We start from the raw sequence: 14818 nt of genomic DNA, 5'->3' as shown, positions 1-14818 counted from the left end.
ATCAGGGGAGAAGGCCTATGGCGGGAGGAATGAGCGTGGGCCGACTTGAGTCGTCAGCAAAGCTCAACCCTGCAAGCTGCACGGCAGTCGGCTCCCACGATAATTGCGGCCCATGTCCGCCATCGAATTCGATAAGCCCTCGCTGCTGCAACGCATTGTTCCGCTGTTTCGCGGCTTTGATTTCCTGCTGCTCCTCTTTATCGCCATGTTGGCGGGTGCGGGGCTGCTGGCCATGTACTCGGCGGGTTTCGATCACGGCACGCGCTTTGTGGACCACGGTCGCAATATGCTGATTGCGGCGGGTCTGCTGTTCGTGCTGGCCCAGATATCCCCCCAGCAATTGATGAAGGTGGCCGTGCCGCTCTACACCCTGGGCGTGGTGTTGCTGGTGGCGGTGGCGCTGTTCGGCATCACCAAGAAGGGGGCCACGCGCTGGGTGAATGTGGGAGTGGTGATTCAGCCCTCCGAGCTTTTGAAGATCGCCACGCCGCTGATGCTGGCCTGGTGGTTCCAGCGCCGCGAGGGCAATCTGCGTGCATCGGACTTTGTCATCGCCTTTGTGTTGCTGATGGTGCCCGTGGGCCTGATCATGAAGCAGCCAGACCTGGGCACCTCGCTGCTGGTGATGGCTGCCGGCCTGTCCGTGATCTTTTTTGCCGGCCTGCCCTGGAAACTCATCGTGCCGCCCGTGCTGCTGGCCCTGGTCGGCATTTTCCTCATCGTCTGGTTTGAACCCCAGCTCTGCGCCGATGGCGTGAGCTGGTATTTTCTGCATGACTATCAGCGGACACGCGTCTGTACCTTGCTGGACCCCACGCGCGACCCGCTGGGCAAGGGCTTTCACATCATTCAGGGCATGATTGCCATCGGTTCGGGCGGTGTCTGGGGCAAGGGTTTCATGGCTGGCACGCAGACCCACCTGGAATTCATTCCAGAGCGCACCACCGACTTCATCTTTGCCGCCTATTCCGAAGAATTCGGCCTCATAGGCAATCTCTTCATCATCGTCGGCTTTCTGCTGCTGGTCTGGCGCGGGCTGGCCATTTCCATGAATGCCAACTCGCTGTTCGGCCGGCTGATGGCAGCTGCCGTGGCCATGATCTTCTTCACCTATGCGTTCGTGAACATGGGCATGGTCAGCGGCATTTTGCCGGTGGTGGGCGTGCCCCTGCCTTTCATCAGCTATGGCGGCACGGCCATGGTCACGCTGGGCCTGGCGCTGGGCGTGCTGATGTCGGTGTCGCGGGCGCAGCGGCAACTACCCGGCGGTGATGGGCATATTCCCCATGCGTGAAGACCCGTGATAGGGATTGGATGCTCTTGAAAGGAGAGCTTCCATCCTATGTTTTGCAAGCCTTGAGTAATGGTTTTGTGTGAAATTGCGTGCTGGGGCGGCGGGCTTAGATCGTTGAAAAATGTCAGTAGTTCCGTCCAGGGTCTTGCTTCGACTGTAAACAGCGTTTACAAACGGTTCTGGGGGGTCAGAAGACCGATCAAGCGGGAGCGGCAAAGACCCAGGTGGGGTTCTGCAATGCAAAGCGGGCAGGGCGGAACCCGGCAAGTGCGAAGCTAAGTGAATGGAGCGGAATGTTGTTCAGCCTGGTGGGGCAGCATTCCGCTCTTTTTTATGCGCAGCCCGAGACAAGTCAGGGCTTGCAGCTATCTCTACAATGCTCTCATGATTTCCCGCGAACCCACCATCGAACGCTTGGCCACGGCCCGTCAGTTGCTGCTTGAGCCCTTCGGCCTGGACGAAACCCATCTTGCGCGTGCGCTTGCCGAAATTCGCTCGCACCAGGTGGATGACGCCGATCTCTACTTCCAGTACACCCGCGCGGAAGGCTGGAGTCTGGAGGAAGGCATCGTCAAGACCGGCTCCTTCTCCATCGATCAGGGAGTAGGCGTTCGGGCGGTCAGCGGCGAGAAGACGGCTTTTGCCTATTCCGACGACATTTCCGAAGCCTCGCTGCTGGATGCCGCACGTACCGTGCGCTCCATCTCCAGCGCAACCCAGACGCGCCGCGTCAAGGCGGGTGCGCAGAAGATTGCGCAAAGCCGCTCGCTTTATCCTGAGCTGGACCCCATCAGCACGCTGGACAGCACGGCCAAGGTCGAGTTGCTGGGCAAGGTGGAAAAGCTGGCCCGCGCCAAGGACCCGCGCGTGGTGCAGGTCATGGCCGGTCTTGCCAGTGAATACGATGTGGTTCTGGTGGCGCGTGCGGACGGCACGCTGGCCGCTGACGTGCGCCCGCTGGTGCGCCTGTCGGTGACAGTGATCGCCGAGCAAAAGGGCCGTCGCGAGGTGGGCTCCTCCGGTGGTGGCGGTCGCTTCGGTCTGGCCTATTTCAGCGACGAGCAGATCAGCCAGTATGTGGACGAGGCCGTGCATGCGGCCCTGGTCAACCTCGAATCGCGTCCCGCACCGGCCGGTGTGATGACGGTGGTGCTGGGCTCGGGCTGGCCCGGCGTGCTGTTCCACGAGGCCGTGGGCCACGGCCTGGAAGGCGACTTCAACCGCAAGGGCTCCAGCGCCTTCAGCGGCCGCATCGGTCAGCGCGTGGCCGCCAAGGGCGTGACCGTGCTGGACGACGGCACGATTGCCGATCGCCGTGGCTCTCTGAACGTGGACGACGAGGGCCATGTCAGCCAGAGCAATGTGCTGATCGAGGACGGCATTCTCAAGGGCTATATCCAGGACTCGATGAATGCACGCCTGATGGGCGTCAAGCCCACGGGCAATGGCCGTCGCGAAAGCTACGCCCACATCCCCATGCCGCGCATGACCAACACCTATATGCTGGGTGGCGACAAGGATCCGCAGGAGATCATTGGCTCCATCAAGAAGGGCCTGTACGCCACCAACTTCGGTGGCGGTCAGGTGGACATCACCAGCGGCAAGTTCGTGTTCTCTGCCAGCGAAGCCTACTGGGTGGAAAACGGCAAGATCCAGTACCCCGTCAAGGGTGCGACCATCATCGGCAGCGGCCCGGAGTCGCTCAAGCACATCAGCATGATAGGTAACGACATGCGCCTGGACTCGGGTGTGGGCACCTGCGGCAAGGAAGGCCAGAGCGTGCCTGTGGGCGTGGGCCAGCCTACGCTGCGCATTGACGGCCTGACAGTCGGCGGCACGGCCTGATAGAGGTTTCATGACGGCTTTGCCCGTCGCGAGCACCAACCCCCGCTTTGCATGGCAGAGCGGGGGTTTTTCATTTCAGTGTGTTGCAGACCGTTCGCCACAGGCCGTTTACGGCAAAAAAGCGTGTGGCAAACCGCTGTATATCGCCAGGCAGCAGGGTTTTTTCATGGCGTTTCGAGGTCTTGCCATGAATATTGCCGATTCGCTGGAAAATTGCACTGATTCTGGTTTGGTAGAATTTTCTATCAATAAAATTCTGAAAAATATGAAAAAACGCAAAAATATTGCGCATGAATAAATTTTGAAAATGCGCCATTTCAGAGGGGGAACCTGTTTTTGACAGAACAGCGGTGCGAGCTGCTGATGTTGCAATGCAAAAGAGCTGTGCTACATTGAAAGACATGCAAACGCAACGCGCTTATTTCTTTTACTTTTGGTTCTCGCCCCCGGCGGCTGAGAGGTAAACGCGCGCATCCTGCAAACACCTCCCAAAGAACCGCCGAAGCTGCAAAGCCCGGCGGTTTTTTTTCACCCCTACGTTTCAGCACCCCCGGTTTTCAACGATCAAACACCTCACGAAAGATTGCCATGACTGCTCTGAACACTTCCGCCACCGATTCCTGGTATCGCGCCGGCTCTCCCAAGACAGGCCAAACCGACGACGCACGTATCAAGGAAATCACAGTGTTACCCCCTCCAGAGCACCTCATTCGCTTCTTCCCCATTCGCGGCACTGCCGTGGAGACGCTGATCAGCGACACCCGCCGCAGCATCCACAACATCATGCGTGCGCAGGACGACCGTCTCCTGGTCATCGTCGGCCCTTGCTCCATTCACGATCCGGCTGCTGCCCTGGACTACGCCCGCCGTCTGGCCGTGGTGCGTGAGCAGTACAAGGACACGCTGGAAGTGGTGATGCGCGTCTATTTCGAAAAACCCCGCACCACCGTGGGCTGGAAGGGGCTGATCAACGATCCCTACCTGGATCAGAGCTATCGCATCGACGAAGGCCTGCGCATTGCGCGCCAGCTCCTGATCGACATCAACCGCCTGGGTGTGCCAGCGGCCAGCGAGTTCCTGGACGTGATCTCGCCTCAGTACATCGGCGATCTGATCAGCTGGGGCGCCATCGGTGCCCGCACCACGGAAAGCCAGGTGCATCGCGAACTGGCTTCGGGCATCTCGGCGCCGATTGGCTTCAAGAATGGCACGGACGGCAATATCCGTATTGCCACCGACGCGATTCAGTCGGCCAGCCGCGGCCACCATTTCCTGTCGGTGCACAAGAACGGCCAGGTCGCCATCGTGCATACGGGCGGCAATCAGGACTGTCACGTGATTCTGCGCGGTGGCAAGACGCCCAACTACGATGCCGAGCATGTGGCGGCCGCCTGCAGGGATCTGGAGACAGCGGGCCTCACACCTTCGCTGATGGTGGACTGCAGCCACGCCAACAGCAACAAGCAGCATGAGCGCCAGAAGGATGTGGCCCGTGATATCGCGGCTCAGATCGCCGGAGGCTCCAGCAGCGTGTTCGGCGTGATGATCGAAGGCCATCTGGTCGGCGGTGCGCAGAAGTTCACGCCCGGCAAGGACGAAGTCTGCGATCTGACCTACGGCCAGAGCATTACCGATGCCTGCCTGGGCTGGGATGATTCGCTGGCAACGCTGCAAGAGCTGTCGCAGGCCGTGAGCCAGCGCCGCGCTGCTGCGCTCGCCAGCAAGCAGGAAGCAGAAGTGCTCGCCTGATCGATAAAGCGGGCGTGAACGAAACAGGCCACAGGGAGTATTTCCTGTGGCCTGTTTGTTTTTCTATATGGGAATGGGGCTGCTTGCCTGCTCGATCAGTGTTTGGTGTCCGGCGTTGATGCCGGAGTCATTTCGCATCCATTGAGGGTGGCATCGATGCGGTTGAGCAGGCGCAGCAGCTGTTGCTTGTCAAAGTCGGTGCGCTGCTGCCACTCGTGGTCGGCCAGCGGATAGACATGGCTTTGGTGGGGGAGGCTTCCCTTGGCATCGATCACGGCGCGCAGGCGCGGGATGAACACCCATTGCAGCCACTCGTGCAGCTTGAGCGTGTCGTACATGAAAGGCGTGGTGGATTCCAGTGCCTTGGGGTCTGGAGCAACGGCAGACCAGAGTTTCTGGACTTGAAGTTCGGCTTCCAGCTGCAGCAGATGCTCGCGTATTTCTTGGTGGATGTTCTCAGCGGTCATGGTGATGGTTCCTGAAGGCGTTGCAAGGCCTGCAAACTGGTATTCGTCAAAGATTTATGCAGTATGTAAGTCCTCTCATCACATTTTCAAGGCAGGAGCCTGGATGGAGATAACTGGCGGGTTACGAGTCCGTAATGACACTTGAAAAAGACAGTTTTGCCCTTATATTCTTGCCAAGCATGCGAGCAATGCTATGAAATTTAAAGATTTTTCAATGCTTTGCATGCCATGTTCCTGTAACCACTGTGATGCTTGATGCAAGTCTTTCAGGCCATGCATTGGTTGCCGCAGCTGTTTGCAAGCCGTCAGCTTGCAGCGTCTTCAGCACCGCGGTCACTATTAAGCTGTGGCCACGACAACGAATGGTGCAAGAGTCACCAGGTCAGAGGAGATTTATGCGTAGTGAAGTAATCGTGGTTTTGGATGGCGACCGTGAATACCGGGTCGATACCCAGTCGCTGTCCCCTATCAGTTCGGACGAAGGCCGACGCTGGCTGGATCAGCAGTTTGTCTCGCTCGAGTGCGAGCCTTTGCGGGCTACTGGCAAGGTGTTGCTGGCGGACAAGCTGGTGGTGGTGGCGCGTGAGGCGCGCAATCGCCCCGAGCTGTTTGACAACGAAGACTGGCGCAACAGCTATGCCCTGGCAGCGCATGCAGTGTTGTCCAAGCCCTTGATCCGGGTGGATGTGCCTGCGATGTCGATAAGTTATTGATACCCCTGAGCCGCTTTGCGGCTTCCCCCTCTCTGCTTCGCGGAGGGGGCGACAGCCTCGCTGCGAGACGGCTCTTGCTTGCTGTCTCCGTGTCAAGGCATGCCAGTTTTGAAGGTTGCTGATGAAAATGCACGCGTAGAGCGGGCATTTGCTTTTATCGGGGCTTATTTCAGCGCTTGCAACAGCTTGGCGTGGATGCCGCCAAAGCCGCCGTTGCTCATGCAGACGATATGGTCACCGGGGCGGACGACGGCGCTGATCTGCGCTATCAGGGTCTCGATATCACCTGCTACCTGAGCGCGCTGGCCGGGGCCTACGCCCATGGATTCCAGGGCTTCGGCGGCATCCCAGTCCAGACCTGCAGTGTGGCAGAAGACCAGATCGGCGCTTTCCAGCGACCAGGGCAACTGGCTCTTCATGGTGCCCAGCTTCATGGTGTTGCTGCGAGGCTCGAACACTGCCAGGATGCGGGCCTCTGCCCCGAGCTTTCGGCGCAGGCCGTCCAGGGTGGTGCGGATGGCTGTGGGGTGGTGGGCGAAGTCGTCATAGACCTCGATGCCGTTGACCGTGCCGCGCAGTTCCATGCGACGCTTGACGTTCTGAAAGCGCGACAGGGCTTCGCAAGCCACCTCGGCACTAACGCCCAGATGGTCGGCGGCAGCGATGGCGGCCAGTGCATTGAGCTGGTTGTGCACGCCGGTCAGGCTCCAGCGCAGTTGCGCCACCTTTTTGCCGCGGTGCAGCACGGCAAAGTCGCTGGGATCGCCATCGGCGCTGAAATCGCTGACCGCCGAGCCGAAGCTCCGCACTTCGCTCCAGCAGCCCTGGGCCAGCACGCGGGTCAGGCTCTCTTCCAGGCCGTTGCTCACCACACGACCGGTCGACGGTACGGTGCGTATCAGGTGGTGGAACTGGCGCTCGATGGCTGCCAGATCGTCAAAGATGTCGGCGTGATCGAATTCCAGGTTGTTGAGCACGGCCGTGCGCGGGCGGTAGTGCACAAACTTGCTGCGCTTGTCGAAGAAGGCGGTGTCGTACTCATCGGCCTCGATCACAAACACGGGTTCGTCACCGACGGGGCCAGGACCAGCGGCGGGGCGCTGGGCCGCACCGAGGCGGGCGGAGACGCCAAAGTCCAGTGGTACGCCGCCGACCAGGAAACCGGGTTGCAGACCTGCGCACTCAAGCACCCAGGTCAGCATGGAGGTGGTGGTGGTCTTGCCGTGGGTGCCGGCCACGGCCAGCACATGGCGACCGCGCAGCACATGCTCGGCCAGCCATTGCGGGCCGCTGGTATAGGCGGCGCCGGTGTCCAGAATCGCTTCCATCAGCGGGAATTTGGGCGACCCGTCGGGCAGACGTTTGCGGCTGACGACGTTGCCGACCACATACATATCGGGCTTGAGCGCAATCTGGTCGGCGCCATAGCCCTCGATCAGCTCGATGCCCAACTGGCGCAGCTGATCGCTCATCGGCGGGTAAACACCGGAATCGCAGCCCGTCACCCTGTGACCGGCTTCTCGTGCCAAGGCGGCCAGGCCCCCCATGAAGGTGCCGCAAATGCCCAGAATATGTATGTGCATGGCCGGGGATTCTACGTTTGCCTGCATGACCTGGAGGCAAGCCATGGCCTGCCTGAGCGCTGACGGTAACCTTTCTTACCAAATTGATAGCTGGTTGCGCATGGCCCATATGGATTTAAATGTGTTTTTACTTTCGGTTCGATACAAAGCGGTCGCTAGCAGCTATCAAAACCTTGGTCTGTACGGGCCAGGTCAAAGTGCGGTCATTCATCTGGGTCACAATGCGACATGACCTGCCGCGTCTACTGCGGCGGGCGTGATGAAATAGCGCTATGAGTTTGGATAACGTGACTGCTGAAATCGCTCAGACAGCGGCCCGCCTGGTGGTGGAGGAAGGCCTCGAATGGGGTCCGGCCAAGCAACGGGCCGTGCGTCAGCTCGGCCTGCCCGGCCGCACGGCGCTGCCCGACAACGACCAGCTTGAAGAAGCGGTGCGTGAATATATAGAGCTGTTCTGCGGCGACACCCAGCCGCAGGAGTTGCAGGCACTGCGCGAGCTGGCCCTGGTCTGGATGGACAGGCTGCAGGAATTTCGCCCGCATCTGGCCGGAGCAGTCTGGCGCGGCACGGCCACGCGGCTGTCGGATATCTATCTGCAACTGTTCTGCGATGATCCCAAGTCTGCCGAAATAGCGCTCATCAACAACCATGTGCAATACGAGCCGAGCACGGTCACAGGCTTTCAGGGCAAGCCGGTCGAGGCACTTTCCATTCATGCACTGTGCAAGCCGATCAATGAAACCGTGGGCGTGCATCTGCTGGTCTACGACCATGATGATATGCGCGGTGCCATGAAGCCCGACAGTCATGGCCGCAGCCCGCGTGGTGATGCCAAGGCCTTGCGCAAGCTGCTGCAGGAGAGCTGCGATGAGTGAAAACACCTCTGAGAACAAGTCGACCAATGGCTCGCGCCGTCTGTGGCTGACCGGCGCAGTGGCCGCAGTGGCGGCCGGGGGCGGCGCCGGCGTGGCCTGGTGGCGCAGCCAGCCTCAGGCCATGGGCCCTGGCATCGAGGCGCAACTGTGGGGTCAGACCTTTGAAACGCCCGATGGCAAGCCTTTTGTCATGGCAGGCTTCCAGGGGCGGCCCTTGCTGGTCAACTTCTGGGCCACTTGGTGCCCGCCCTGTGTCAAGGAGCTGCCGATGCTCAGCGAATTTGCGGCGCAGCAGGGGGCAAAAGGTATTCAGGTCGTTGGTCTCGCGGTCGACAAATCCGAAGCCGTGCTGCGTTTTTTGCAGCGTCAGCCTGTGCAATTTCCCGTAGCCATCGCCATGCAAGGGGGATTGGGACTGAGCAGAAGTCTGGGTAACTTGCAGGGAGGCCTGCCATTCACGGTTCTGTTTGATGCCAAGGGGCAAGTGCGGCAACGTAAAATAGGCGAGCTTTCCAGCGAAGATCTGACAGATTGGAGCAAATAGAGCGAATGAACATTGCTCTTGTCGTCAGAAAAGTGTAGGTAACTAAATTCCATGGCGACGTTAGTGAAAAATATCTGCCAATGCACGCAGAAGGCCGAATTTGAGGTAAATTCGCGCCCTGTTTAGAAATACGTCGCTGGAGCTCCCATGGATTTGCGAAAACTCAAGACCCTTATTGATCTGGTGTCCGAATCGAATGTGTCGGAACTGGAGATCACCGAAGCAGAGGGCAAGGTCCGTATCGTCAAGAGCGAAGGTGTGGTTCACCAATACGTTGCTGCCCCCGTGCAAGCCGCTCCTGTGATGGCTGCCCCCTTGGCGGCAGCTCCCGTTGCCGCTGCTCCCGTGGCGGCCGCAGCACCTGCTGCTGCTGAAGGCCATGTGGTCAAGTCGCCCATGGTCGGTACCTTCTACCGTGCCTCCAGCCCCGGCGCCAAGCCCTTTGTGGATGTGGGAAGCCAGGTCAAGGAAGGCGAAACCATCTGCATCGTTGAAGCCATGAAGATCCTCAACGAAATCGAAGCCGACAAGACCGGCACCATTGTTCGCGTTCTGGGTGAAAACGGCCAGGCTGTGGAATACGGCCAGCCTCTGTTCGTGATCGAGTGATAGATCATGAGGCGTTGCGTGCAGTTCGCATGGCAGCGCCGAGGTGCGCTAGCCACTGGCTGCGCGACTGAGTCATTGGCAGTAGTCTGTGCCGCGGCACAGGCACCAAGCTGCGAGGAACTTCATGTTTAAGAAAATTTTGGTTGCCAATCGGGGCGAGATCGCCCTGCGCATCCAGCGCGCTTGCCGTGAGCTGGGTATCAAGGCGGTGATGGTGTACTCCGAAGCCGATCGTGATGCCAAGTACGTCAAGCTGGCCGATGAGGCCGTCTGTATCGGCCCGGCTCCTTCTCCGCTGTCCTACCTCAATATGCCGGCCATCATCTCGGCTGCCGAGGTGACCGATGCAGAAGCCATCCATCCCGGTTACGGTTTCCTGTCCGAGAACGCCGACTTTGCCGAGCGAGTGGAAAAGAGCGGCTTCACCTTTATCGGCCCGACCCCCGAGAACATCCGCACCATGGGTGACAAGGTTTCGGCCAAGCAAGCCATGATCAAGGCCGGTGTGCCTTGCGTGCCCGGCTCGGACGGCGAACTGCCCGATGATCCCGCACTCATCAAGCGCATTGCAAAGACCATCGGCTATCCCGTGATCATCAAGGCCTCGGGCGGCGGCGGCGGTCGCGGCATGCGTGTGGTGCACACCGAAGCTGCGCTGATCAATGCCGTGCAGATGACCAAGGCCGAAGCCGGCGCTGCTTTCGGCAATCCTGCCGTCTACATGGAAAAGTACCTGCAGAATCCGCGTCACGTGGAGATCCAGGTGCTGGCCGATACGCACAAGAGCGCCGTGTATCTGGGCGAGCGCGATTGCTCCATGCAGCGTCGCCACCAGAAGGTGATCGAGGAGGCTCCGGCTCCCGGCATTCCCCGTCGTCTGATCGAGAAGATCGGCGAGCGCTGCGCTGCGGCCTGCAAGAAGATCGGCTATCGCGGTGCGGGTACTTTCGAGTTCCTGTACGAGAACGGCGAGTTCTACTTCATCGAGATGAACACCCGCGTGCAGGTGGAGCACCCCATCACCGAGCTGATCACGGGCATCGACATCGTGCGCACCCAGATCATGATCGCTGCCGGCGAGAAGCTGCCTTTCACCCAGCGCCAGGTCGAGTTCAAGGGGCACGCCATCGAGTGCCGTGTGAACGCCGAAGATCCGTACAAGTTCATCCCTTCGCCCGGCCGCATCTCCATGTGGCATGCTCCCGGCGGTCCTGGTGTACGTGTTGACACCCATGTGTACAACAATTACTTCGTGCCGCCCAACTACGACTCCATGATCGGCAAGATCATTGCCTATGGCGATACTCGCGAGCAGGCCATGGCCCGCATGCGCACGGCCTTGCTGGAGACCGTGGTGGAAGGCATCAAAACCAATATTCCGCTGCACCAGGATCTGATGGTCGACTCCAAGTTCATGGAAGGCGGCACCAACATCCACTATCTGGAAGAGTGGCTGACGCATCGCACGCCCAACAAGCGATGAGATCAGGAGCCTTGCTGCTCTGAGTTCCCATGCTGGCCTCTGGCAACGGAGGCCAGCATTTTCGTTTTTCAGGAAAGTACAAGTGCGTTCTCTCCGTCAGGGCTGACCTGGCATGGAGACGCAGTTGCTAGAAAGGATGGCCATGTTCGAGCTGAGCCTGCTGTGCCCCGAAGATCGGGTCGAAACCATTAGCGAAGCGCTGGATGCACTCGATGCATTGAGCGTGTCCGTAGAAGATGCCGATGCGCAGACCGAAGCCGAGCAGGCACTGTTCGGCGAGCCTGGCATGCCCGCACCGAAGGAGGGCTGGAATCGCAGCCGCGTGATCGCCCTCTATCCCGACGAAGCCGCGGCCACCGAGGCGCGTGATCTGCTGCTGCCTCAGGACTTTTTTGAAGGCTGCAAGATTCTGGCCCTCAAGCCCGTTCCCGAGCAGGACTGGGTGCGCCTGACGCAGTCGCAGTTCGAGCCCGTGGATATCACGCCCGAGTTCTGGATCGTTCCTACCTGGCATGAACTGCCCGAGCAGGCCAAGGTCAGCATCCGTCTGGACCCTGGTCTGGCTTTCGGTACCGGCACCCATCCCACTACCCGCATGTGTCTGCGCTGGATTGCACGCCAGCCCAAGGGTACCCTGGGACGCACGCTGGACTATGGCTGTGGCTCGGGCATTTTGGCCATTGGTGCAGCCAAGTTCGGCGCGACCGATGTGGATGCGGTGGACATCGATCCCGCGGCCGTGGAATCGACCAACTACAACACCAGTGCCAACCATGTGGAAGTCAGGGCCGGCCTGCCAGATGCGGCTGGCGGCGAGTACCAGACCGTGCTGGCCAATATTCTGGCTACGCCGCTCAAGGTGCTGGCACCGCTGCTGTGCGGTCGTGTGCAAGCTGGCGGCAATCTGGTGTTGGCGGGCATTCTGGAACGCCAGGCCGACGAGCTGAAGGAGGCCTATGCGCCTTATCTCAAGCTGGAGGTGGCCGACAGCGAAGACGGCTGGATTCTCATGACTGCACAGCGAGCAGCCTGATTGCGACGCAAACCCGCAGCCAGCAGGTGTGCGGGTTGTTGCTGCCTACAATTGAACCCTGATGAGCCAAGTCACCCGTTGCCCCTCCTGTGGAACCCGCTTCAAAGTGGTCGCCGACCAACTGCGCATCTCGCAGGGCTGGGTGCGCTGCGGGATGTGCCAAAGCGTCTTTGATGCCTCGCAGGAGTTGCAGTCCGTGCCCGACGAGCTGCTGCAGCCGGAAGCTGCTGATGCGCCGCAGAGGCCTGCCGTGCAGGAGGTGCAGCCGACGGAAGCCGGAGAGCAGCGGACGCCGGTTTGGCCTCAGCAGGATGCCGCGGATGCTCCCGCCCCCGATACGCAGAAGGCTGAGGCCTTGCAGGAGCTGGCATCGGACTCGGTGGACGCGGCACCGGCTGCTGCCCAGGTCGCAGAAGTCGCACCGGCAGCAGAGTCTGCCGATGTGGTTTCCGAATCCGAGCTGTCCGGGTTCATGCCCGGGATGGCGGATGCACAGCCCTCGTTTGTCGATCAGGCGCGCCCTCTGACTGAAGAGGATGCAGCGGCTGCTCAGCATGATCCTCATCCGGATGCGAGCGAGCCGGAGGCTGGGCTGGAGTCTGGTGATATTCCCGCTCCCACCGAGCCGGAGCTGCTTGTGCCGCCGCCGCCGAGCGAGGTCCTGATGGCCGAGGCTGCGCAGGACCTCAAGGATGAGGCCCAGGCCGAAGCTGTCTCGAAGGAGGCGCTGCTGCATGCCGATATCGGCGCCATACAACCCGCCAGGGGCCGGGCGCAGGCTGTCACGGAGGCGGATCAGGATGAGGCCGCAGCCATTGCCGGCAATGAACCTGGCTTTGTGCGTCAGGCCCGCCGGCAGGCGTTCTGGCACTCGGCAGGCATGCGTGTGGCGCTGGTGCTGGGCTCGCTGGTAGCCGTAGCCGGTGTCGTGGGGCAATATGCTTGGCTGCAACGCGATGTGCTGGCTGCGCAATATCCGGCACTGGCCCCTGTGCTGACCAAGGCCTGCAGTCTGGCGGGTTGCGAGCTGCAGGCCCGCCGCGCGATTGCCGATGTGGTGATCAGTGGCTCGGGCTTCAAGCAACTTGCCGATGACCATCAGTACCAGTGGAGCCTGACATTGGAGAACCGCTCCGATGTGCCAGTGGCCATGCCCATGGCCGAGCTGACCTTGACCGATGCACAGGACAGGCCTTTGCTGCGCCGTGTGATCGACCTGAGGCTGCTGGGTGCCCCGGAGCAGCTGCATGCCCGTCAGGAGTGGAGCGTGAACGTTCCTGTGCAGGTGCAGGATCTCGGCGCTGCAGTGGCGGGTTACCGGGCGCTGGTTTTTTATCCCTAATTCATTTCTGAAAGAGAACGCACCATGGCCGCTTTGATCTGCGGGTCGCTGGCATTCGACAACATCATGACCTTTGAAGGTCGTTTCGTAGACCAGATTCTTCCCGACCAGCTGCACATACTGAATGTATCGTTTCTGGTGCCCACGCTGCGCCGCGACTTTGGTGGCTGTGCCGGCAATATTGCCTATAGCCTGAAGCTGCTTGGCGGCGATGCGCACCCCATGGCCATGGTGGGCAGCGACGGTGCGGATTATGTGCAGCGCTTCAAGGAACTGGGCATTGAGACCCGTCATGTGGGTCAGCTGCAGAGCACGCATACGGCGCAGTGCATGATCATGACCGACCATGACAACAACCAGATCACGGCTTTCCACCCAGGCGCCATGATGCAGGCGCACGAGAATCGCATCACTGCCGACATGGCTGCCGATATCAAGATCGGCATTATTGCTCCCGATGGCCGTCAAGCCATGATTGAGCACGCCGCCCAGTTCAAAGCTGCAGGCATTCCCTTTGTGTTCGATCCCGGCCAGGGCCTGCCCATGTTCAATGGCGACGAGCTCAAGGCTTTTATCGAGCAGGCCGACTGGGTGGCAGTGAACGACTATGAAGGCAAGATGCTCAGCGAGCGCACGGGCCTGAACTTTGACGAGATCTCGCACAAGGTGCGCGGCCTGGTCGTGACCCTGGGCGCCGAAGGCTGCGAAGTCTGGCAGCAGGGTGAAAAGACATTGGTTGCTCCGGTGAAGCCCGCTGCCGTGGTCGATCCCACGGGTTGCGGCGATGCCTGGCGCGGTGCCTTCCTGTTTGGTCTGGAGCGTGGTTGGGACCTGGTGCGTTGCGCCGAACTGGGAAATCGCATGGGGGCGCTCAAGGTTGCGCATCGCGGCCCGCAGAACTATCAGCTGGACTTCCAGCCCTGATTGGGTGTCCGTGCCCTGAGGGCACTGATATCAGGCATGTAAAAAAGCCCGACTCTCGCAAGAGAGGTCGGGCTTTTTTATGGCGTGCAGGTCAGCGAACCGATCAGGGCTTGTTACCTGTGGGGAAGGGCCAGGCGGCTTGAGGTGCCAGGCGGGTCTGTGCCACGGGTGCAGCGGTTTCGGTTACTGCGGCAGGAGCGGGTGCTGCTGCAGCCTTCTTGGGGGCAGCCTTCGCTGGAGCAGCGGCCTTGGCAGCAGTTGCAGCCTTCTTGGGGGCAGCCTTTGCGGGAGCAGCGGCCTTGGCAGCGGTTGCAGCCTTCTTGGGGGCAGCCTTTGCGGGAGCAGCGGCCTTGGCAG

Annotated in this window: 15 protein-coding genes and 1 pseudogene; 13 read left to right on the top strand and 3 right to left on the bottom strand. The window is 60.5% G+C overall.

Translation table 11 applies throughout. The annotated features are described in order from the left end of the window. Positions 1-112: 112 nt before the first annotated feature. From rodA to V8Z78_RS18895, 4 genes are all read left to right on the top strand, one after another. A complete protein-coding gene (gene rodA, locus V8Z78_RS18910) occupies positions 113-1294 on the top strand; it encodes a rod shape-determining protein RodA (RefSeq protein ID WP_003068946.1) in 1182 nt (393 codons plus the stop codon). 384 nt (positions 1295-1678) lie between these two features. Further along, entirely contained in the window at positions 1679-3139 is a 1461-nt protein-coding gene (gene tldD / locus V8Z78_RS18905; RefSeq protein WP_003051333.1) for a metalloprotease TldD, read from the top strand. Between the two features lie 10 nt (positions 3140-3149). Continuing rightward, a complete protein-coding gene (locus V8Z78_RS18900; protein WP_314353378.1) occupies positions 3150-3437 on the top strand; it encodes a hypothetical protein in 288 nt (95 codons plus the stop codon). 290 nt (positions 3438-3727) lie between these two features. Then, a complete protein-coding gene (locus tag V8Z78_RS18895; protein WP_003068944.1) occupies positions 3728-4888 on the top strand; it encodes a 3-deoxy-7-phosphoheptulonate synthase in 1161 nt (386 codons plus the stop codon). Between the two features lie 95 nt (positions 4889-4983). On the opposite strand, the gene V8Z78_RS18890 is transcribed toward V8Z78_RS18895, so the two are convergent. Beyond that, positions 4984-5355 (bottom strand): YqcC family protein, encoded by a 372-nt coding sequence (locus tag V8Z78_RS18890; RefSeq protein WP_012839819.1) that lies wholly within the window; start codon positions 5353-5355, stop codon positions 4984-4986. A gap of 395 nt (positions 5356-5750) precedes the next feature. Here V8Z78_RS18890 and V8Z78_RS18885 point away from each other — a divergent pair, with 395 nt between their 5' ends. Next, positions 5751-6068 (top strand): hypothetical protein, encoded by a 318-nt coding sequence (locus V8Z78_RS18885; protein ID WP_012839818.1) that lies wholly within the window; start codon positions 5751-5753, stop codon positions 6066-6068. 164 nt (positions 6069-6232) lie between these two features. Here V8Z78_RS18885 and mpl read toward each other — a convergent pair whose 3' ends face one another. Further along, a complete protein-coding gene (gene mpl / locus V8Z78_RS18880; RefSeq protein WP_039050230.1) occupies positions 6233-7651 on the bottom strand; it encodes a UDP-N-acetylmuramate:L-alanyl-gamma-D-glutamyl-meso-diaminopimelate ligase in 1419 nt (472 codons plus the stop codon). A 43-nt stretch (positions 7652-7694) separates the two neighbouring features. On the opposite strand from mpl, the gene V8Z78_RS18875 reads away from it, so the two are divergent. From V8Z78_RS18875 to V8Z78_RS18840, 8 genes are all read left to right on the top strand, one after another. Next, positions 7695-7883, top strand: a complete 189-nt coding sequence (locus V8Z78_RS18875; RefSeq protein WP_131667111.1) for a hypothetical protein — start codon at positions 7695-7697, stop codon at positions 7881-7883. A gap of 40 nt (positions 7884-7923) precedes the next feature. Beyond that, positions 7924-8526 carry a hypothetical protein gene (locus V8Z78_RS18870; protein WP_003068937.1) on the top strand — a complete coding sequence of 201 codons (603 nt, stop codon included), beginning with the start codon at positions 7924-7926 and terminating at the stop codon, positions 8524-8526. After that, positions 8519-9070, top strand: a complete 552-nt coding sequence (locus V8Z78_RS18865) for a TlpA family protein disulfide reductase (RefSeq protein ID WP_003068935.1) — start codon at positions 8519-8521, stop codon at positions 9068-9070. Before V8Z78_RS18870 ends, V8Z78_RS18865 begins: the two co-directional genes overlap by 8 nt. A 147-nt stretch (positions 9071-9217) precedes the next feature. Beyond that, positions 9218-9679 carry an acetyl-CoA carboxylase biotin carboxyl carrier protein gene (gene accB, locus V8Z78_RS18860; protein WP_003068934.1) on the top strand — a complete coding sequence of 154 codons (462 nt, stop codon included), beginning with the start codon at positions 9218-9220 and terminating at the stop codon, positions 9677-9679. 124 nt (positions 9680-9803) lie between these two features. After that, complete coding sequence (gene accC / locus V8Z78_RS18855) at positions 9804-11162, top strand: acetyl-CoA carboxylase biotin carboxylase subunit (RefSeq protein WP_003081083.1); 1359 nt, start codon at positions 9804-9806, stop codon at positions 11160-11162. Between the two features lie 142 nt (positions 11163-11304). Beyond that, entirely contained in the window at positions 11305-12195 is an 891-nt protein-coding gene (gene prmA, locus V8Z78_RS18850) for a 50S ribosomal protein L11 methyltransferase (RefSeq protein WP_003068930.1), read from the top strand. 61 nt (positions 12196-12256) lie between these two features. Next, positions 12257-13537: a zinc-ribbon and DUF3426 domain-containing protein gene (locus V8Z78_RS18845; protein ID WP_349731896.1), complete on the top strand. Its 1281-nt coding sequence runs from the start codon at positions 12257-12259 to the stop codon at positions 13535-13537. Positions 13538-13561: 24 nt separating this feature from the next. Continuing rightward, complete coding sequence (locus tag V8Z78_RS18840) at positions 13562-14461, top strand: carbohydrate kinase family protein (protein ID WP_046460600.1); 900 nt, start codon at positions 13562-13564, stop codon at positions 14459-14461. A gap of 103 nt (positions 14462-14564) precedes the next feature. Here V8Z78_RS18840 and V8Z78_RS18835 read toward each other — a convergent pair. Further along, positions 14565-14818: pseudogene (locus tag V8Z78_RS18835) on the bottom strand (hypothetical protein); the annotation flags it as partial.

It is taken from the genome of Comamonas sp. wu1-DMT, from assembly GCF_040187805.1.
Classification (GTDB): domain Bacteria; phylum Pseudomonadota; class Gammaproteobacteria; order Burkholderiales; family Burkholderiaceae_C; genus Comamonas; species Comamonas thiooxydans.
The sequence above is the reverse complement of the archived record's forward strand: the minus strand, read 5'-3'. Positions and strand labels throughout refer to the sequence as shown.

What these genes read in the sequence shown, in the direction of transcription:
- mpl (WP_039050230.1), bottom strand. Translation starts at nt 7,651, where the DNA reads ATGCACATACATATTCTGGGCATTTGCGGCACCTTCATGGGGGGCCTG.
- V8Z78_RS18885 (WP_012839818.1), top strand. Translation starts at nt 5,751, where the DNA reads ATGCGTAGTGAAGTAATCGTGGTTTTGGATGGCGACCGTGAATACCGG.
- V8Z78_RS18840 (WP_046460600.1), top strand. Translation starts at nt 13,562, where the DNA reads ATGGCCGCTTTGATCTGCGGGTCGCTGGCATTCGACAACATCATGACC.
- V8Z78_RS18870 (WP_003068937.1), top strand. Translation starts at nt 7,924, where the DNA reads ATGAGTTTGGATAACGTGACTGCTGAAATCGCTCAGACAGCGGCCCGC.
- V8Z78_RS18865 (WP_003068935.1), top strand. Translation starts at nt 8,519, where the DNA reads ATGAGTGAAAACACCTCTGAGAACAAGTCGACCAATGGCTCGCGCCGT.
- accC (WP_003081083.1), top strand. Translation starts at nt 9,804, where the DNA reads ATGTTTAAGAAAATTTTGGTTGCCAATCGGGGCGAGATCGCCCTGCGC.
- V8Z78_RS18900 (WP_314353378.1), top strand. Translation starts at nt 3,150, where the DNA reads ATGACGGCTTTGCCCGTCGCGAGCACCAACCCCCGCTTTGCATGGCAG.
- V8Z78_RS18875 (WP_131667111.1), top strand. Translation starts at nt 7,695, where the DNA reads ATGGCCTGCCTGAGCGCTGACGGTAACCTTTCTTACCAAATTGATAGC.
- rodA (WP_003068946.1), top strand. Translation starts at nt 113, where the DNA reads ATGTCCGCCATCGAATTCGATAAGCCCTCGCTGCTGCAACGCATTGTT.
- prmA (WP_003068930.1), top strand. Translation starts at nt 11,305, where the DNA reads ATGTTCGAGCTGAGCCTGCTGTGCCCCGAAGATCGGGTCGAAACCATT.
- tldD (WP_003051333.1), top strand. Translation starts at nt 1,679, where the DNA reads ATGATTTCCCGCGAACCCACCATCGAACGCTTGGCCACGGCCCGTCAG.
- accB (WP_003068934.1), top strand. Translation starts at nt 9,218, where the DNA reads ATGGATTTGCGAAAACTCAAGACCCTTATTGATCTGGTGTCCGAATCG.
- V8Z78_RS18845 (WP_349731896.1), top strand. Translation starts at nt 12,257, where the DNA reads ATGAGCCAAGTCACCCGTTGCCCCTCCTGTGGAACCCGCTTCAAAGTG.
- V8Z78_RS18890 (WP_012839819.1), bottom strand. Translation starts at nt 5,355, where the DNA reads ATGACCGCTGAGAACATCCACCAAGAAATACGCGAGCATCTGCTGCAG.
- V8Z78_RS18895 (WP_003068944.1), top strand. Translation starts at nt 3,728, where the DNA reads ATGACTGCTCTGAACACTTCCGCCACCGATTCCTGGTATCGCGCCGGC.